17 protein-coding genes are annotated in these 20025 nt (G+C 38.1%); 7 read left to right on the top strand and 10 right to left on the bottom strand.

The window, feature by feature from the left end:
• The 3 genes from dnaA to LZF87_RS00015 are packed head-to-tail and all read left to right on the top strand — an operon-like array spanning window position 1 to window position 2619.
• On the top strand, window positions 1-1428 hold the full coding sequence (gene dnaA, locus LZF87_RS00005) for a chromosomal replication initiator protein DnaA (RefSeq protein ID WP_035630113.1): 1428 nt from the start codon (window positions 1-3) through the stop codon (window positions 1426-1428).
• 1 nt (window position 1429) lies between these two features.
• Window positions 1430-1894, top strand: coding sequence for a low molecular weight protein-tyrosine-phosphatase (locus tag LZF87_RS00010; protein WP_244340111.1), 465 nt, complete (start codon window positions 1430-1432; stop codon window positions 1892-1894).
• Window positions 1894-2619 (top strand): SAM-dependent methyltransferase, encoded by a 726-nt coding sequence (locus LZF87_RS00015; protein WP_244340112.1) that lies wholly within the window; start codon window positions 1894-1896, stop codon window positions 2617-2619. Before LZF87_RS00010 ends, LZF87_RS00015 begins: the two co-directional genes overlap by 1 nt.
• A gap of 4 nt (window positions 2620-2623) precedes the next feature.
• On the opposite strand, the gene LZF87_RS00020 is transcribed toward LZF87_RS00015, so the two are convergent.
• From LZF87_RS00020 to dapF, 5 genes are all read right to left on the bottom strand, one after another.
• Window positions 2624-3265 (bottom strand): peptidoglycan-binding protein LysM, encoded by a 642-nt coding sequence (locus LZF87_RS00020; protein ID WP_244340113.1) that lies wholly within the window; start codon window positions 3263-3265, stop codon window positions 2624-2626.
• 98 nt (window positions 3266-3363) lie between these two features.
• On the bottom strand, window positions 3364-4320 hold the full coding sequence (locus LZF87_RS00025) for a DUF2279 domain-containing protein (protein ID WP_430654688.1): 957 nt from the start codon (window positions 4318-4320) through the stop codon (window positions 3364-3366).
• Window positions 4321-4323: 3 nt separating this feature from the next.
• Entirely contained in the window at window positions 4324-5364 is a 1041-nt protein-coding gene (gene mltG, locus LZF87_RS00030) for an endolytic transglycosylase MltG (RefSeq protein ID WP_244340115.1), read from the bottom strand.
• A gap of 13 nt (window positions 5365-5377) precedes the next feature.
• Window positions 5378-5914 (bottom strand): GNAT family N-acetyltransferase, encoded by a 537-nt coding sequence (locus LZF87_RS00035; protein WP_244340117.1) that lies wholly within the window; start codon window positions 5912-5914, stop codon window positions 5378-5380.
• A gap of 120 nt (window positions 5915-6034) precedes the next feature.
• On the bottom strand, window positions 6035-6820 hold the full coding sequence (dapF, locus tag LZF87_RS00040) for a diaminopimelate epimerase (RefSeq protein WP_244340119.1): 786 nt from the start codon (window positions 6818-6820) through the stop codon (window positions 6035-6037).
• Window positions 6821-6964: 144 nt separating this feature from the next.
• On the opposite strand from dapF, the gene LZF87_RS00045 reads away from it, so the two are divergent.
• From LZF87_RS00045 to LZF87_RS00060, 4 genes are all read left to right on the top strand, one after another.
• A complete protein-coding gene (locus LZF87_RS00045; protein WP_244340121.1) occupies window positions 6965-8356 on the top strand; it encodes a Do family serine endopeptidase in 1392 nt (463 codons plus the stop codon).
• 130 nt (window positions 8357-8486) lie between these two features.
• Window positions 8487-9935: a glyceraldehyde-3-phosphate dehydrogenase gene (locus LZF87_RS00050; RefSeq protein ID WP_244340123.1), complete on the top strand. Its 1449-nt coding sequence runs from the start codon at window positions 8487-8489 to the stop codon at window positions 9933-9935.
• An 87-nt stretch (window positions 9936-10022) separates the two neighbouring features.
• Window positions 10023-10892 carry an alpha/beta hydrolase gene (locus LZF87_RS00055; RefSeq protein ID WP_244340125.1) on the top strand — a complete coding sequence of 290 codons (870 nt, stop codon included), beginning with the start codon at window positions 10023-10025 and terminating at the stop codon, window positions 10890-10892.
• Window positions 10892-11413 (top strand): GNAT family N-acetyltransferase, encoded by a 522-nt coding sequence (locus LZF87_RS00060; protein ID WP_244340127.1) that lies wholly within the window; start codon window positions 10892-10894, stop codon window positions 11411-11413. The genes LZF87_RS00055 and LZF87_RS00060 overlap by 1 nt, the downstream gene beginning before the upstream one ends.
• A 55-nt stretch (window positions 11414-11468) precedes the next feature.
• Here the strand turns inward: LZF87_RS00060 and LZF87_RS00065 are convergent, their stop codons facing one another.
• From LZF87_RS00065 to LZF87_RS00085, 5 genes are all read right to left on the bottom strand, one after another.
• A complete protein-coding gene (locus LZF87_RS00065) occupies window positions 11469-12479 on the bottom strand; it encodes a sphingomyelin phosphodiesterase (protein WP_244340128.1) in 1011 nt (336 codons plus the stop codon).
• Between the two features lie 129 nt (window positions 12480-12608).
• Entirely contained in the window at window positions 12609-13997 is a 1389-nt protein-coding gene (locus tag LZF87_RS00070) for a peptidoglycan endopeptidase (protein WP_244340130.1), read from the bottom strand.
• A 58-nt stretch (window positions 13998-14055) separates the two neighbouring features.
• Window positions 14056-14610: a TlpA family protein disulfide reductase gene (locus tag LZF87_RS00075; RefSeq protein ID WP_244340132.1), complete on the bottom strand. Its 555-nt coding sequence runs from the start codon at window positions 14608-14610 to the stop codon at window positions 14056-14058.
• A 103-nt stretch (window positions 14611-14713) separates the two neighbouring features.
• Window positions 14714-16978 carry an aconitate hydratase gene (locus LZF87_RS00080; RefSeq protein WP_244340134.1) on the bottom strand — a complete coding sequence of 755 codons (2265 nt, stop codon included), beginning with the start codon at window positions 16976-16978 and terminating at the stop codon, window positions 14714-14716.
• A 126-nt stretch (window positions 16979-17104) separates the two neighbouring features.
• Window positions 17105-19876: a bifunctional aconitate hydratase 2/2-methylisocitrate dehydratase gene (locus LZF87_RS00085; RefSeq protein ID WP_244343830.1), complete on the bottom strand. Its 2772-nt coding sequence runs from the start codon at window positions 19874-19876 to the stop codon at window positions 17105-17107.
• Between the last annotated feature and the right edge of the window lie 149 nt (window positions 19877-20025).

A 20025-nucleotide genomic window follows, 5' to 3' on the forward strand; every position in this document is an offset into this window, starting at 1 on the left:
ATGAGTACAACTGCGCAATCAGTATGGGAGAACTGTCTGTCTTTTATAAAAGATAACATTCAAGACCAAGCTTATAAAACTTGGTTCGAGCCTATCAGAGCTGTTGAACTTACAGATAACGCATTATATATTCAAGTTCCCAGTAAATTCTTCTACGAATGGCTGGAAGAACACTATGTTAAATTATTGAAAGTAGCCCTTACCAAAGAGCTTGGACCGAACGCAAAGTTACTTTATAAAATCAAAATGGAGAACAAACTTGGCAACAAACTTCCGTTTACGGAACAGCTGCCGAGCAACAACCGTCCTGCAGTAAAACCTCAGGAGATTGACGTTCCCATCCAAAATAAAAATCCGGAATTAAAAAACCCGTTTGTAATCCCAGGAATCCGAAATGTAAAAATCGAATCGCAACTGAATTCAAATTACAGTTTCGACAATTTCCTTGAGGGTGATTCCAACCGTTTAGCTCGTTCTGCCGGTATGGCTGTTGCAAACAAACCGGGGGGAACTTCTTTTAACCCGTTCCTTATTTTTGGAGGTGTAGGTTTAGGAAAGACACACTTAGCTCATGCTATTGGCGTTGAAATAAAAGAAAAATTCCCTGAAAAAACAGTTTTATATATTTCTGCTGAAGTATTCACCCAGCAATATATTGACTCGGTTAAGAAAAACACGCGAAATGACTTCATTCATTTCTACCAACTGATTGATGTATTAATTATAGATGACGTGCAATTCCTTTCCGGAAAAGCAGGAACACAAGATGTTTTCTTCCACATATTTAATTACTTACACCAAAATGGAAAACAGGTAATCCTTACTTCCGACAAGGCTCCTGTGGATATGCAGGATATCGAACAACGTTTGTTATCGCGATTCAAATGGGGACTTTCAGCTGAGATTCACCAACCGGATTATGAAACAAGAGTTTCCATCCTAAAAAACATTTTATACCGTGACGGTGTTCAAATGCCAGATGACATCATCGAATATGTTGCCAAAAACATCAAATCAAACGTTCGGGAATTAGAAGGTGCTATCATCTCATTGATTGCCCAGTCTTCTTTCAACCACCGTGAAGTCACTATTGAGTTAGCAAAACAAGTAGTTGAAAAATTCGTAAAGAACGTAAAACGCGAAGTTTCCATCGATTACATCCAGAAAATCGTTTCGGATTATTTCCAAATCGATGTAGAGACTTTACAGTCAAAAACCAGAAAACGTGATGTGGTTCAGGCGCGTCAATTAGCTATGTTTTTTGCTAAAAAATTCACTAAAGCTTCTTTGGCAAACATTGGTTCACAAATCGGCTCCCGCGATCACGCAACCGTTTTACATGCCTGCAAGACTGTAGACAATTTGGTCTCAACAGACAAGCAGTTCAAAAAATACGTAGACGACATCCATAAAAAGTTATCGTTATAATATGCCCGTTAAAATTTTAATGGTCTGCCTTGGAAACATTTGCCGTTCTCCTCTGGCGGAAGGAATTTTACAATCAAAACTCCCTAAAGAACAATTTTTAGTGGATTCTGCAGGAACCGGCAGTTGGCATGTCGGCCAGGAACCTGACAAGCGTTCTGTTCTGATTGCCAAAAACAAAGGTCTTGACATCACAAATCAACGGGGAAGACAAATCAAAAAGTCGGATTTCGACAACTTTGACTACATCTACGTAATGGACATTTCTAATTATAAAGATGTTATGGCATTAGCCCCTAATGCGGAAGCCAAATCAAAAGTAACCATGATTTTAAATGAGCTTTTTCCGGGAGAAAATGCAGATGTTCCAGACCCTTATCATGGAGGACAAAGCGGATTTGAGCACGTTTTCATGCTGCTTAATGAAGCCTGTGAAATTATCGCTGAGAAACTTAAAGCCAAACACTAATGAAAGCAAACACTCTTTTTGGAAAATTATATTTGATCCCTACCACTTTGGGCGAGATGAATCCTGAGGATGTTCTACCACACACCATTAAGAGAACCATTGATTTCATAGATCATTATATTGTTGAAAACGAAAAAACGGCCCGTCGTTTCATAAAAAGCGTTCATCCTGAAAAAAAACAACCCGAATTAAAACTTTTTGCGCTTAACAAATTCACAGACGTTAAGGAACATAATGAGTTTATCAAACCATTATTGGAAGGGAAAAACATGGGGTTAATGAGCGAAGCCGGTTGCCCAGGAGTTGCCGATCCCGGTGCCGTAATAGTAAAACTGGCACATGAAAAAGGAATTCAGGTAGTACCTTTGGTTGGCCCCTCCTCTATCCTGTTGGCCATGATGGCCTCCGGAATGAATGGACAGAGTTTTGCCTTTAATGGATACCTGCCGATTGACAAATCGGATAAAAAAACAACAATAAAAAATCTGGAAAAATTATCTTACGATAAAAACCAATCGCAATTATTTATTGAAACACCTTACCGCAACAATAAATTCCTGGAAGATTTACTTCAGATTTTGCAACCAAACACCCTTTTGTGTGTTGCGTGTGATATCACCCTTCCAACCGAATTCATTAAAACGCAATCGGTAAATCAATGGAAAAAAAACAAGGTCGATTTACATAACCGACCTTGCATTTTTATAATTCACAAAATGAATTAATCTTTTACTTCATCTTAACTTTTACATCAGCGCTGGCAATGATATTTGAGGTATCATAACCTCCAAACTTTTTGATGTAGCTTTTCAGGGAAGTTCCGAATCCGTCGGTAAAACCATTTTGGCCGTTCGACCTCAAATAACTTTTCACCGAACCGGCACCACCCAAGTGAGCTGCCGCCAACAATCCTGATTCTGTAATTTTTACACCGTTGATAATTCTGCCTTCATAACGCCTTATCTCGTTCCTCAGTTCCCATTTATTTATAGAAAGCAATGCCTTAAACGCTTTTTCCTGTAAGGCCGGATTCTTTAAAAAATCAGCAGTATTATAAATCCCTATCATACGAAGTGTACTTTTACCAAACTGATATTTCCCCATGTATCCAAAGGAATTCACCAATCCATAAAGCCCCGAGGACTCCTTAATTGCAACTGCCTGCTTGAAACCGACGAAAGACTTCCCAGTAAAAGGAAAATTAAAATTAACTTTTTCGGTTTCTTCTTTAGTAGGAACCAGATAAGTAATCACCTCATCATTTTCAACGTGGAAACCTTCTAATTTTTCAGGATCAAAGGCTTTAAAACCCGAACTGATCAAAGTGATCAAAATTACTAATCCTGAAAAATACGTCCATTTTTTTATCATAAATTAAATTTTCTCATCCGCTGTCACCAGTATGAAATTACTTGATGCAAAGGTACAGTATTAATCTATGTTGTTAAAAATCAATGAGTTAAAGTTTGTTAAAAATAAATAAAGTAGCCTTTTACATCACCATACTGATCCACTTCCAAAGTTGGAGCCGGCACTTTAATAGTATTCAAAACCGAGAAGAGAGTACGCAAAACCGGAGACTTGGTTTTGATTCGGGTTAAATCCACATCCATACTTAGGTAAAATTGACGCACGCGCTGATTATGAGATTCTATATCTGCAGGAACCGATTCACTATCACCATACAACATGCCATCGGCACCATAACCTAAGGCCACATTAAACCATTTTGGTATTTTACTTTCCTTAAAAAAACTATGCAGATTAACCGACAACCAATAGGTTTGCCCGTTATAATCTTTTAGAATCTGCTCATTCAAACTGCCGCCTAAAGTATTCGGACGCATAGCGGCATATTCTGTAGTATGAAATGAAAATTTTGGCATCATTCGTTGTTCGTTCCAAAGTAATTCCTGAGAGACATACAAACCCGTTCCGGCGGCATTAGCAACCACATCCCCCCAGGAAGCACCCCATTCGGCCGAAAAACCATCGAAAACCTCAACAACCGTCATAAATGCAAAACCGACGGTTGCCCCATAAACTAATTGATGTTTTTTATCAGCCCCACTCCAAGCCAAAGCTTCTGCTCCAAAACGCCCCATATGATACGTTGTATACACATGTCCAGCCTTATCCATTTGCAGCCATTCATTATTATCATTGATAAAATGGAAGGACGATTTCGGATAATCCTTGTACCATAATTGGTTCAGGCCTATTAATGTCACACCCAAAAAGGCGGTTTCAGAAATATAAACTGTATTTCTTCTCTTTATATTTAAAGTATCCGAAGGAGTTAAAAAAGCTTCAAATTTAGATTGGGAGTAAATAGGAAACGCTATCAATACAAAAAGAATCGCAAGCACCTTTCTTCCAAAAAATGCTTGCGATTCTCTTATGATTATTTGAAATTTCCTTTTCAAAAATTAACGCTGATACCCTTGTTTGGCAACCCATTCAGCATATTTTTTTGCAATTACCTGATGTTGTTCATAGGTTTCTGCAAACTCATGGTAACCAAAACGCTCCACGCTGGCACAAAAATAATCGTAATTATGTTTCTCTGCATTCAACACAGCATCAATAGCCGAAATATCGGGCATCGAAATTGGCCCCGGAGGCAAACCCGTATGAATATAAGTATTATATGGCGAATTGATTCTCAAATCATTAAACATTACACGTTTGATTATCGTATCAAAGTCTCCTGACTTTTCTTTTAAGGAGTAAATTACGGTCGGATCCGCCTGTAAAGGCATGTCTTTTTTCAAACGATTCAAATACACTCCTGCAACGCGCGGTCTTTCATCGACTTTAGCTGTTTCCTTATGAACAATTGCCGCCAGTGTTGAAACCTGAACAGGGGTTAAACTTAACGCCTTTGCTTTTGCCTGACGCTCTTCGTTCCAGAACCTTCTGTATTCTTTTGCCAGTTTATCGCGTACTTTTATCGGACTTACATTCCAGTAAAATTCATACGTATTCGGAATAAACATAGCCAGGATTGTTTCTTTTTCGAATCCGTTTTCTGCCATAAAAACAGAATCCGTAAACACTTTGGTAAGCGTTGTACTATCCGGCTCAATCTGAGAGGCTAAGCGCTGTACCAGTTTACCCAATGATTCCTGATTATTGAAGGCTAGTTTTACCGGAACATTATGACGTAATGACGAAACTATGCTAAAACTGCTCATCCCTTTTGTCAGCAAAAATTTCCCGGGATTCACATTGGCATTATAACCGCGCTGTTCGGCTACAAATGAAAATTTCTCCATATTATCCACATAAGGCGATACAATTTTCTTTACATCTTCATAAGTGGAATTCGTCGGAACATAAACAAACATTTCATTCTCGCTAAATCTCGTGTTGGCTGTAAATGCTTTTAAATAAATTACAACACCTAAAACGGTTGCTGCAATCAAGATACCAACCGACACAATCGGCACAATTCTTTTCGGATTCAAAACTTTATTTATTTTATTTATTTGTTGGGTTAATTAACTGATAAAGACCTTCATCTTCATAACTATTCCTAATACGGTTCCAGTCTTTTTTAATACCTATGCATTGGAAGCCAAAATTAGTAAAAAGGTTGATACTTGGTGTATTTTCCGTACCAATATTTGCATACAGCTGATGAAGCTGCAATTTTTCAAAACAATAATTGATCAGCAATTCCAACGACTCTTTTCCAAAACCTAAACTCCGATGCTCATGATTTTTAATCACGATTCCTATACCGGCACGTTGGTTTCTCGGATCAAAATCAAATAAATCAATCAGACCGACAGCTTCTGAATCATCATTTTTACAGATGGCCAATCGGAGCTGCTTCGCCTCGTAAACATCCTGATGCGCATTCTCCAGATACTGTCGGATCAAAAAACGACTGTAAGGTGTCTGCGTATTACTCATTTCCCAGATAGCCTCATCGTTTTCTATCGCATAGACGAATTCCAGATCTTCCGGCTCAAGCGCACGAAGGTAAACTGTATTTCCTTTGAGTGTTATCAATTCAGATTTCTTAGATTTTTAGACTTCTTAGATTTTTAGATTTTTAGATTTTTGACAAAAAACAACCTACATCTCGCCTCTTCTCCCTTTTCCCTTATCTCTTATCCCTTTCTTCTTATCCTAACCTACTGAAACTTCACCTTTAAAAACAAAATTCGCAGGCCCTTTCAGGAAAACATGGGTGAAAAATCCGTTTTTCTCTACAAAGGAAACTTCAAGAATCCCTCCTTCTACCTGCAGTTCTATTAGCGAACTATTGGTTTTTCCGGTTGATTTCATTGCAATAGCCACCGCAGTGGCCCCAGTACCACATGACAAGGTTTCACCTTCTACACCACGCTCGTAAGTACGCAATCTAAAGGTGTTTTCACTGGTTTGCGAAACAAAGTTCACATTGCTCCCCGCCTTTCCGTACAATGACCCATATCGGATTTTAGCACCTTCGTTCTGAACGTCGAAAATATGCAAATCTTCCACCATCTGAACGTGATGCGGCGATCCAGTATTTAAGAAAACGTGATTTTCATGCTCCTGAACCTCATCCACATCTTTCATTTGAAGCGAAACAATACCTTCTTCATTAATAGTCGCATAATGAAGACCGTCGGTAGCTATGAACGTAGTTTCGTTATCAATAATTCCGAGTTGTTTGGCAAAAGCCACCAGACATCGCCCACCGTTTCCACACATTGAGCTCTCATTTCCATCGGAATTATAATAAACCATTCTAAAATCAGTCGACGCATCATTCTCTAATAAAATAAGTCCGTCGGCACCTATGCCAAATCGTCTGTCGCATAATTTTTCGACTAATTTGGTATCATTTTTGGGGAAATGTAAATCACGATTATCAATCATGACAAAATCATTACCCGTTCCTTGATATTTGTAAAATATGTAATTCATCTGACATTCAAATAAGTAGCAAAAATACGAATAAAAACGAATATTAAAGGCAAGTTAAAGATTGTTAAACCGTAGTTAAAGCATTTTTTTAAATTAACAGAATTCTTAATTTTATCGTTAAATAAATAAACATTTCTTAGCACTATGAATAGATTTTCAAGCTTATTAGTCGTATCTCTGTTAAGCGGAACTATAACGCTTGGCGCATACAAATTATTCTTCGAACCGAATAACGGCTTCGGAAGCAAATTATCAATTGCTTCAGACAATTATACAAGAAACGTAAGTCTGGGTATGGAGAACAGTGATTTATCCGCAGCTGCAGAAAATGCGGTCCACTTTGTGGTGCACGTAAAGAACGTTTCCGTTTCTGAAGTACCTTCGAATCCAATTATGGAATACTTCTACGGATACCGCGGAGGGCAGCAGCAAACACAGATAGGAACCGGTTCGGGCGTAATTATTTCCCAAGACGGTTATATCGTAACCAACAATCACGTAATTCAGAACGCTACCGAATTGGAAGTCACCCTGAACAACAACAAATCATACAAAGCAAAATTAATAGGCACCGACAGTAAGATGGACATCGCCTTATTAAAAGTAGATGCCGATGAAAAACTGCCTTACGCGACATTTGGAAACTCAGACAACATGAAAATTGGCGAATGGGTTCTGGCTGTTGGAAATCCGTACAACCTGAATTCGACAGTTACTGCGGGAATTGTTTCGGCTAAGGCAAGGGATTTGAGCAATACCGGCATCCAATCCTTCATTCAAACTGACGCAGCGGTAAATCCAGGAAACAGTGGTGGCGCTTTAGTAAACACCCGAGGAGAATTAGTCGGAATCAACACCATGATTTCATCACCAACAGGAAGCTATACCGGTTATTCCTTTGCAGTCCCTTCAAATATCACCCGAAAAATCATTGAAGATTTAATGGAATACGGAAATGTGCAACGTGGGGCTTTGGGAGTTGAAGGACAGGAATTAAACAGCGCAGTTTCTAAAGAATTTGACATCAAGCAGACCCAAGGTTTTTATGTTAACTCCGTTTCAAAGAACTCTGGAGCAGAAAAAGCCGGTTTGAAAAAAGGAGACATTATTGTCAAACTGGACAACCAGACAGTAAACAGTTTTTCGGATTTAACGTCCTATATCAACACAAAAAGACCTAACGATGTGGTTCAGGTAGGCATCCTGAGAAACAACGAGAACAAAACAATACCAGTAAAATTAACCAAAAAAGAACTGATCAATGTTGACTACAAGGGCTTTGAATTTGAAGAATTAAGCACTCAGGACAAAAAACGTTTCCGATTAAATGAAGGTATAAAAATCAAAGATGTTACCAATGAAGAATACCAGGAATATGCCGAAATTTTAAGAGGAAGCATCATCCTTAGTATCGACGGAAATAAAATAACATCGATGGATCAGGCTTCGAGAATTCTGAATTCCAAAACAAATAACCAAAGATTTAGAGTCGTATTGATTACCCAAAATGGCAAACAATTAGAAATGATATTATAAACAAAGAAACATTTAACAGAACCCGGTCAGCTGATCGGGTTTTTTTATATAATTTTTCACAAAAATATTTTCCGTAATCCGATTAAAAATCAATAATTTTGCACCAATTTCAAACAACACACATTAATATATGGACAATTCAGTTTTATACGAAAAAGAATTGGCTTTTCAGGCAGACAGAAGAAGAGCTGGAGTTGAACTTATCAAGATTATCAGCGATTTATGGTATGACAAATCGATAGAGTTGGTACTTTTCAGAAACCAATTAATCGACAGAAATGTTAGTGACATCATCAACCTGCACGAATATGCAGTTGAATTTGTTCAGAAACCAATCAACGTTTTCGATTCTGTGGAAATTGCAAGAGCTATCCAGGCTTTAGATTTACCACCCTCAAGAATTGACATTGGTAAACTGACATACGAGTACCATTTAGAAGATGACAAATACAATGACGCTACAGCGTTTGTTATCGACAAGTTGAAAAACGCTAAAGACACTTCTGAAATCAAACCAAAAGATGTGGTATTGTACGGATTTGGTCGTATTGGTCGTTTATTGGCTCGTGAAATGATGTCGAAAATCGGAAAAGGACAACAATTACGTTTAAGAGCAATTGTTACCCGCGATAAAAACGATGCTGTTTTATTGGAAAAACGTGCTTCTTTATTACGTTACGATTCAGTTCACGGTGACTTCGAAGGTTCTGTTACTGCTGATGTAGAAAACAACGCTTTGATCATCAACGGTTCTACTGTTCATATCATCACCGCAAATTCTCCAGAAGAAATTGATTATACAAAATACGGAATCAACGACGCTTTAGTAATTGACAACACTGGTGCTTTCACAACTGAAGAAGCATTAAGTCGTCACTTAACTTCTAAAGGAGCTGATAAAGTATTATTAACAGCTCCAGGTAAAGGTGTTCCAAACATCGTTTACGGTGTTAACCACGAAGATTACAACCCGGATGAAGTAAAAATCTACTCTGCTGCTTCTTGTACAACCAACGCAATTACGCCGGTTCTAGCAGCTATCGAAGAGACTTTAGGAGTTGTTAAAGGACACTTAGAGACTATCCACGCTTATACAAATGATCAAAACCTTGTGGACAACATGCACAAAAAATACCGTCGTGGTAGAGCTGCAGGTTTAAACATGGTTATCACTGAAACAGGAGCTGGTAGCGCTGTTGCAAAAGCATTACCTAGTTTAGCAGGAAAATTGACTTCAAACGCTATCCGTGTACCAGTACCGAATGGATCTTTGGTAGTTTTAAATCTTGAAGTGGGCAAAAACACTTCTAAAGATGATATCAACGCTATCATGAAACGTTATGCTTTAGAAGGCAACTTAGTAGAGCAAATAAAATATTCATTGAACAACGAATTAGTATCTTCTGACATTGTTGGAACTTCGGCTCCTGCTATCTATGACAGCAATGCTACTATTGTTGCTGCAGACGGTAAAAACGTTGTACTTTACATCTGGTATGATAACGAGTACGGGTACAGCCACCAGGTTATCCGTTTAGCGAAATACATTTCTAAAGTTAGACGTTACATGTACTATTAATATTCAGAAATGAAAATATAATTCAAATCCGCTTCAAGAAATTGAGGCGGATTTTTTATTTTTGAACAACATCATCAATCGTTATCCATGAAAAGAGCTTTATTGTTTTTTATGCTGATAGGCGGAGTAATCACAACATCCGCTCAAAAAAGCAAGCTAAAAAATCTGACCGAACCCCAACCTTTTGTTTTAGGCGAGATTCAGCAGATTAATTCAAAAATATTATCCGAGAAGAGAACGCTCAACATTTATTTACCGGAAGGATACAAAGAAACAGACACCGTAAAATACCCGGTAATTTATTTACTTGACGGTTCTGCTGATGAAGACTTCATTCATGTTGTCGGTTTGGTTCAATACAACAACTTCTCATGGATTAACCGTATCCCGCAATCCATTGTCGTTGGGATCGCCAATACCGACCGACGCAGGGATTTTACTTCCCCATCTGCCTTTCCGGAAACAAAAGAACAGTTCCCTACTGCCGGCGGTTCGGAGAAATTCGTTTCGTTTATTGAAAAAGAGCTTCAGCCGTTTATTGAAAAGAAATACAGAACCAACAATTCGAAAACCATTATCGGACAATCCTTGGGCGGACTCTTAGCTAGCGAAATCCTCTTTACCAAACCGTTTCTTTTTGACAAATACATCATTGTAAGTCCAAGCCTATGGTGGAATGACGGAGCTCTTTTGAAAACAAAACCTTTGATTTCTGAAAATCAATTTTCTCAAAATACAAGCATTTATATCGGCGTAGGAAAAGAAGGCCTTGGACCCGTTTTTGACAATCATGTAATGGAAGTCGATGCCAATCTGTTATACGATAAAATCAAAAATTCCGAAAACAAAAACATTCAGGTTTATTTCGATTATCTGCCGCAAGAGGATCACGCTACCGTAACCCATCCAGCGTTATTTAATGCTTTTCGAATTCTATATCCCAAAAAAGAAAACTGATGAAACTGCAACCCATTCTGGAAAACAAAATCGTAAAATTAATCCCGCTTCAAGAACAGGATTTCGAGGCTTTATATCAAGTGGCTTGCGACCCACTGATTTGGGAACAGCATCCGAACAAAGACCGATATAAAAGAGAAGTTTTTCAAAACTTTTTCGAGGGAGCCATACAATCAAAAGGAGCCTTTTTAATAATCGACAAAACAAATACCGGCGTTATCGGAAGCACCCGTTTCTACGATTTAAATGAATCAGAAAAAAGCGTTCTTATCGGATACACTTTTTATGGAAGAAATTATTGGGGATCTACTTATAATCCCATGGTAAAAAAACTGATGCTGGATTATGCTTTTCAATTTGTAGACAAAGTATACTTTCATATTGGCGCACAAAATATCCGTTCTCAGAAAGCCATTGAACGACTTGGCGCGGTTAAAGTCCGCGAAACAGAAGTGGCTTATCATGGAGAACCGGAAAAACTTAATTTTGAGTATCGGATTGAGAAAAAAAATTGGAAATAAAAAACTCCCTTTATGAGGGAGCTTCGGTAAAAAATTATCAACAAGAAACGAAAAATCAATAATTAAAAACATAGTTAATCAAAACCGGATCGTGATCGGAAACATCACCCAAATTCGGATATTTAGCTATTAGCTGCTGCATTGGAGCGATCTGAGAAGGCAATTTATGCTCATTGCTGTACAAAACATAATCCAGTGTATTATTATAGCTTGTGTATCCCTGATATTGCACCACAGTATTCTGATTGGAATACGTTCCCCTCATGGTCAATGGATCAAAATAATAATCCACACTTGCATTCAAAATACTTTTCATTGTATCATATTCTGAAGTCAGTGTATATTCCACGTTCATATCACCGGCATAAATAACAGGCTCGGAAACGGGGATATTGAATTTGTTTTTGAAAGCGCGCATTTCAGCAAATTGCTTTTCACGAGTTGCTCTTCCAGGGTATCCAGGCTGTTCTGAAGCAGTATGCGTGCCGAAAACATGGAACTTTTTTCCATTTTTATTAATAACTGCATAGGCCACACCTCTATTGGAATTTCCTTCTAAAGAGCTGATTTTGTTCACATATACCAACTGATGTTTTGCTAAAATCGGATATTTACTTAGGATAATAGTCCCTCCGTTAACATAGAAAATCGAATTGCCACATGCTCCGCTATAACTGTTCCAATCGTTCGGATACAGACTTGTTCCTCCTCCGGAACCACAATACAATCCCAGTAAAGGAGTAGCGTAGGGATAGAGTGTTTTGATTTTGGCTAAAAATTCATTGCCGAAATTGGTATTAAAACCTTCTTCGATTACCAAAACATCAGGAGAATTTGCGCCCAGCGTGCTGATATATGTATACAATGCCGCAGCCCTGTCCCTGCTTTTATACTGAGGCATAATTGAAGGCAACTGATAAACATTGTAACTCATCACTTTAAGTGATTCGGTTACTTCTGCCAATTTAGCTGAACTTGTTTGTATAGGTTCAGATTCATTCTGCAACTGTTCGGTATCACACGAAACCATAGCTGCAACAACTAAAAAATAAAGGATTTTTTTCATAAATTAATTTTTTGTCAAAACTAACTTACAAAATCAAATCACATGTTATCAAAGCCTTATTGTTGTATTAACAAAAATTTAACAGTCTAAATCATTCAAAAAAACTTTCAGACGACTGAATTTCTGAATTTAATTTAGAACTCGGTTAATCTGCACAAATCGTTTTGCATAATATGACTCTTTAGTAGAGGAAATAATTACACCTGAACTGGTAGACGAATGAATAAACTTAATTTCATCATCCAAAACCTCAGTGACCATCCCCACATGACCTACCCATCTGCCACGAGTGGCAAAGAAAATCAAATCACCTTTTTGCGCCTGACTTTTATCGATTTTCACACCCGAATTTGCCGCCATGTCTGATGACGATCTAGGCAAGGTCATGTCAATATTTTTAAAAGTGGAAAACATCAATCCCGAGCAATCAAACCCGTTTTTATCAGTTCCTCCGCCTCGGTAACGCACTCCTAAATTTTCAGAAGCCTTTTCAATAAGGAAATCAGCTTTCATCGAAGCATCTGCAGATAATGGAAGCACCTCCTTTTTAATTTCAGAAGTTTCCGCATTAGAAGCTAAATCCGTTTCATCAGTATCATTACTTACTACAATCTCTTTAGTTATCTTGACCTCATCACCTTTAGCTGCACCTTTTATAATTAACTTTTGACCTACATCCAAGCCATTGATGATTTGAGGATTAAGCTTTTCTAACTCTGCAATAGTTATACCGTAGCGCTTTGATATACCGTATTTCGTTTCCTTAGGCAACACCTCATGAAAAACTGAAGCAACATGATCAACAGCATTTATCTTCTCTTCTGTGTTTTCAGTTTTGTTGTTTTCTCTTTCTTTCTTTTTCTCTTCTCTGCCCTTCTTTTCTTTTACTGCAATTTCTTCAGTGCCCGGAATAAACACTACATCTTTGACATCCAGCTTATCATTTTCGATTTGCGGATTAACTTTTTTTAATTCTTCAACAGAAATATTGTACTTTTTAGCAATCACATAAAATGATTCTCCAGAAGCAACCGTATGTTTTTGCAATTTACCTTGAAGTTTATCGATTTTCCTTCTTTCTGCTTTTGAAAGTTTTTCTTCCTCCTGCTTTTTAATGCCTTTTGGCAAAGCCAACAACTCTCCCAATTGCAAATTATCCGATTCCAATTGCGGATTGACATCTCTAAGTTTTTCTACCGAAGTATCGTATTTTTTAGCAATGGTATATAACGATTCACCCGATTCCACTTTATGCGAAGGCCCTTTGGGAACAAATTTAGCTGCTTTCTCATCATTCTTTTTCTTGGAATTATTAGGAATGTAAAGCACCATATCCAATTGCAACAGACCTTTAGCTTTTGGGTTTAGTTCGAAAATTTCTTCTTCCGTCACATTGTATCTTTTGGCAATACTATAAACAGACTCTCCGCTTACTACCTTATGACTGATTCTTTTTTGAGCAAAAACAGATACAGACAGGAGCAGGAATAGAAAAGAAAGTGATTTTGAAAATTTCATTAAGATGGGGGATTAAGATTTTGGGGATAGTTTTATAGTAAACGTAATTCTTGGGGAATTATTTTTTAAACTTTTTCTTTATTAAACCATCTAGAATATTTCTAAAATAATCAGAATTCCAATTGGCTGCACCCGTATAATCAACAACTACTCTTCCTTTTTTGGTAATCAGATATGTTTTTGGCGCCTTGTCCAGTACAATTGACTTCAAAGGCGTACTGCCGGAATAATAAACCGGAAAAAGATATCCGGTATCTTGAAGGAACTTATTTACATCCTGCTGCGAATCATTTGTAACGAAAATAAAAAACACTTTGTCTTTATAATCTTCATACAATTTAGCCCAAATCTTTAATTCTTCGACCGATTCAGGTACATTTGGCGACCAATAGTTAACAATAACATCTCTCCCCCCATATTCCATAAAGGAAATTGAACTACCTGTCCGACCGACCAGATTCCAATTATAAGAAAACAAAGGCAGTTGCTTTTCAAAAACTATACTTGTAGGCTCCGGTAAATCTGATCCGAAAAAAGCATCCTGGATTTTATCAATATTTAAAAATCCAACTATCCCTACCAAAACTACAACTATTACAATTATTTTCTTCATTTTATGACTTAATGCGTGATTAAGGTGTAAATATAGAAATACCATTGCTACCAACAAAAAAACGCCCCCAAATGGGAGCGTTTTTAATATAATTTTAATAGTATTAAGCTTTACCGGCGGCAATTAAGTTTAATGCCGAACCCGCAACAAACCAGCCAATCTGACTTTCGTTGTAAGTATGGTTAGCCATAATTACATCTTTAGAACCATTTGTGTGTATAAACTCCAATGTCAATGGTTTTCCAGGTGCAAATTCTGTCAAATCTAAGAAGTTGATAGTATCATCTTCCTGGATTTTATCGTAATCCGCCTCATTAGCAAACGTTAACGCTAACATACCTTGTTTTTTAAGGTTTGTTTCGTGGATACGGGCAAATGACTTCACCAATACCGCCTTAACCCCTAAGAAACGTGGTTCCATAGCAGCATGCTCACGGGAAGAACCCTCTCCGTAATTGTGATCACCCACAACTATAGAAGAAACTCCTGCGGCTTTGTATGCCCTCTGAACTGCCGGAACTTCCGCATACTCACCTGTTAATTGATTTTTAACAGCGTTTGCTCTTCCGTTGAAAGCGTTTTCAGCACCAATTAACATGTTATTTGAAATATTATCCAAGTGACCACGGAAACGCAACCAAGGCCCAGCCATAGAAATATGGTCTGTAGTACATTTTCCGAATGCTTTGATCAACAATTTAGCACCCGAAATATTCTTGCCGTCCCAAGGCGTGAACGGAGCTAATAATTGTAAACGGTCTGAAGTTGGAGAGACTACTACTTCCACAGAAGAACCATCTGCTGCTGGAGCCTGAAATCCGGCATCCTCTACGTCGAAACCTCTTTTTGGCAATTCATCACCTGTTGGGGCTACCAATTTCACTTCTTCACCTTTATCATTGATTAATGAATCAGTAATTGGATTGAAATCCAAACGACCTGAAATTGCTATCGCAGCAACCATCTCCGGAGATGTTACAAATGCGTGTGTATTCGGGTTACCGTCAGCTCTCTTAGAGAAGTTACGGTTGAATGAATGTACGATAGTGTTTTTCTCTTGTTTGTCAGCACCTTCTCTGTCCCATTGTCCGATACATGGTCCGCAAGCATTAGTAAACACTTTTGTTCCCAATTTTTCGAAAGTAGCGATAATGCCGTCTCTTTCGATAGTGTAACGGATTTGTTCAGAACCCGGATTAATTCCAAATTCGGCTTTAGGGGTAATTCCGTGCGCTACCGCTTGTTCCACGATAGAAGCAGCTCTTGACATATCTTCATAAGACGAGTTTGTACAAGAACCAATTAATCCCCACTCTACTTTTATCGGCCATCCGTTAGCTGCCGCTTCTGCTTTCATCTGAGAAACAGGAGTACCTCTGTCCGGTGTGAAAGGTCCGTTGATGTGTGGTTCCAATTCTGACAAATTGATTTCAATCAGTTGATCAAAATATTTCTCAGGATTAGCATAAACCTCGGCATCAGCAGTTAAATAAGACGCCACTTTATCAGCGGCGTTCACCACAGCCTGACGACCTGTTGCCGTTAAATATCTTCTCATTGAATCATCGTAACCGAAAGTAGAAGTTGTAGCTCCTATTTCAGCACCCATGTTACAGATTGTACCTTTTCCGGTACACGACATAGACTCAGCACCTTCACCAAAATATTCTACGATAGCCCCTGTACCACCTTTTACAGTAAGGATATCAGCTACCTTTAGGATTACGTCTTTTGGAGCAGTCCAACCGCTTAATTTTCCGGTCAATTTTACTCCAATTAGTTTAGGAAATTTCAACTCCCAAGACATGCCGGACATAACATCTACCGCATCAGCACCACCAACTCCTATAGCCAACATCCCTAAACCACCTGCGTTTACAGTGTGAGAATCCGTACCGATCATCATACCTCCGGGGAATGCATAGTTTTCCAATACGATTTGGTGAATAATTCCTGATCCTGGTTTCCAGAATCCGATTCCGTATTTGTTAGAAACCGAGGAAAGGAAATCAAAAACTTCTTTTGATTGTGTATTAGCAACCTCTAAGTCAGTTTTAGCACCAACTTTAGCCTGGATCAAGTGGTCACAGTGCACTGTTGTCGGAACAGCAACTTTATTTTTTCCGGCGTGCATGAACTGCAACAAAGCCATCTGAGCTGTTGCATCCTGACATGCTACTCTGTCCGGCGCGAAATCAACATAATCTTTTCCTCTTGTGAAAGCATGAGAAGGAGTTCCTTCCCAAAGGTGAGAATATAAAATCTTTTCAGATAAGGTAAGTGGACGACCAACCAACTCACGCGCTTTATCCACACGAGAAGCCATATTTGCGTACACTTTTTCAATCATTTCTATATCAAAAGCCATAATATTTAAGTATAATTGTTAATATTATTTATTTTAAACATCACAATATACAAAAAATAGATGATATATAAAAAAAGCCTAAGTCAATAAACTTAGGCTTTTGAATATGATTAACGAATCATGTAATTATTTAACCAACTGCTTGTGGGACGGCGCGAACTTAGTTAAGTCAATACCTTCCACAGCAACTGTATATTCTTCAATTGTAGGAGTTCTACCAAGGATTGTAGACAACACTACAACTGGTGTAGACGAAAGCAATGATTCTCCTTTTTTCTCAGCAGAATCTTCAACAACTCTTCCTTGGAAAAGACGCGTAGAAGTTGCCATTACAGTATCTCCTTTCGCCGCTTTTTCCTGGTTACCCATACAAAGGTTACATCCCGGACGCTCTAAATACAACATGTTTTCGTATTCAGTACGTGCTGCAGATTTAGGATCATTATCATTGAATTCGAAACCAGAGTATCTTTGTAAAACTTCCCAGTCTCCTTCAGCCTTCAATTCATCAACAATATTATAAGTAGGTGGCGCAACTACAAGAGGAGCATTGAATTCAACTTTACCTTTTTGAGCTTCCACATTTTTAAGCATTTGAGCAAGGATTTTCATATCTCCTTTGTGAACCATACACGAACCGATAAATCCAAGATCTACTTTTTTCGTTCCTCCATAGAAAGAAAGCGGTCTGATTGTATCGTGAGTGTATCGCTTAGAAACATCAGCATTATTCACGTCTGGGTCAGCAATCATTGGCTCTGCAATCTGATCTAAATCAACAACTACTTCAGCATAATATTTAGCATTTGCATCTGGAGTCAAAGCAGGTTTCTCTCCTGATCTAATCTCAGCAATTCTCTTATCTGCTTTATTGATCAATCCTTGAAGAACCTGTTTTGCATTGTCCATTCCCTTGTTGATCATGATCTGAATTCTTCCTTTCGCGATTTCCAATGATTCAATCAAAGTAGCATCTTCAGAAATACAGATCGAAGCTTTCGCTTTCATTTCTGCAGTCCAGTCAGTAAACGTAAAGGCTTGGTCAGCATTAAGTGTTCCAATGTGAACTTCGATAATTCTACCTTGGAATACGTTTTCACCACCAAATTGCTTAAGCATTTGCGCTTGTGTAGCGTGAACCACATCTCGGAAATCCATATAAGACTTCATATCACCTTTGAAAGTAACTTTCACTGATTCAGGAATTGGCATTGAAGCTTCTCCGGTAGCCAGCGCAAGAGCAACTGTTCCTGAGTCAGCACCAAAAGCAACACCTTTAGACATTCTTGTATGAGAGTCACCACCGATGATGATAGCCCACTCATCGATTGTAATATCGTTAAGAACTTTATGAATAACATCGGTCATTGAATGATAAACACCTTTTGGGTCACGAGCAGTGATCAATCCGAAATCATTCATAAACTTCATCAATTTCGGAATGTTTGCCTGTGCTTTTTTATCCCAAACTGACGCTGTGTGACAACCTGATTGATAAGCACCGTCAACGATTGGTGAAATCACAGTTGCTGCCATAGACTCCAATTCCTGAGCAGTCATAAGACCAGTCGTATCTTGAGAACCTACAATGTTTACTTCTACACGAACATCAGAACCAGCATGTAACACTTTTCCCGGAGTCGTTCCAACAGCGTTTCTGTTGAAGATTTTCTCAACTGCTGTTAACCCTTGCCCTTCATGAGAAATTTCTTTTGACGGAGCAAATACAAGAGGAGTATCGATACCAAGCGTTTTCGCTGCGAATGTTTGGATTTTTTTACCAAATACGATTGCATACGATCCGCCCGCTTTGATGAATTCCATTTTCTGAGGAGTGAACGCCTTAGAAATATCAATCAACTCTTTATCGCCGTTATATAATTTCTTTGTTTTTGTATTAATTGTAAGCACAGTACCTGTTGCTACAGAGTAAGCTTCCTCTAAAACAGGTTCACCATTTTCATTACGAACAACGTTACCGTTTTCATCCACTTTCTTTACCCAGTTTTGAAGATCAAGACCGATACCACCGGTAACATCAACTGTGGTTAGGAAAATTGGAGAAATACCATTCGTTCCTGCTACAATTGGAGCAAAATTAACAAACGGAACATATGGACTTGCTTGTTTTCCTGTCCAAAGCGCCACGTTGTTTACTCCTGACATTCTTGACGAACCTACACCCATGGTACCTTTTTCAGCAATCAACATCACAGATTTATCAGGATGTTGTGCCTGCAAAGCTTTGATTTCCTCTTGTGCTTGAGGAGTAATCATACATTTACCATGAAGTTCGCGGTCTGAACGAGAGTGCGCTTGATTTCCTGGTGAAAGTAAATCCGTTGAAATATCTCCCTCTCCAGCAATAAACGTAACTACTTTGATTTCTTCCGCTACTGCCGGAAGCTTCGTAAAGAATTCAGCCTTAGCATAACTTTCAAGAATCTCTTTAGCAATAGCATTACTGTTATCGAAAGCTTCCTTTAGACGGTTAGTGTCTGCATCATAAAGGTAAACCTGTGTTTTAAGCACATTTGCCGCTTCCTTTGCAATAGCAACATCATTACCTAATGCTAAATCAAGCAATACCTCAATTGAAGGACCACCTTTCATGTGTGATAACAACTCAAAAGCAAAAGCAGGAGTAATTTCTTTCACAACTGATTCGCCCAAAATGATCTCCTTTAAAAACTTAGCTTTTTCACCAGCAGCACTAGTGGTTCCCGGCAAAGTATTGTAAATAAAAAACTTAAGAGAATCTTCACGATGCGGACTTTCTAAATCTTTAATTTGCACAATGATTTCGCTTAATAATTCAGCGCTATCAATTGGCTTAGGGTAAAGCCCCTGAGCTTTACGTTCTTCAATTTCTTTGATGTAATCTTTATAAACACCCATCTCATTATCAAAAGCCATAATATGAATAAGTTATGTTATTATTAGTTTTATTTTTATGTGGCACAAATTTAATCAATCTCAACCTAATTAAAAAATATTTAGCATTTCATTAATTTCAAGAGAATATTATTTATAAACATTCTATTTTA

Origin of the sequence: Flavobacterium enshiense, from assembly GCF_022836875.1 — a bacterium.
Lineage (GTDB): Bacteria > Bacteroidota > Bacteroidia > Flavobacteriales > Flavobacteriaceae > Flavobacterium > Flavobacterium enshiense_A.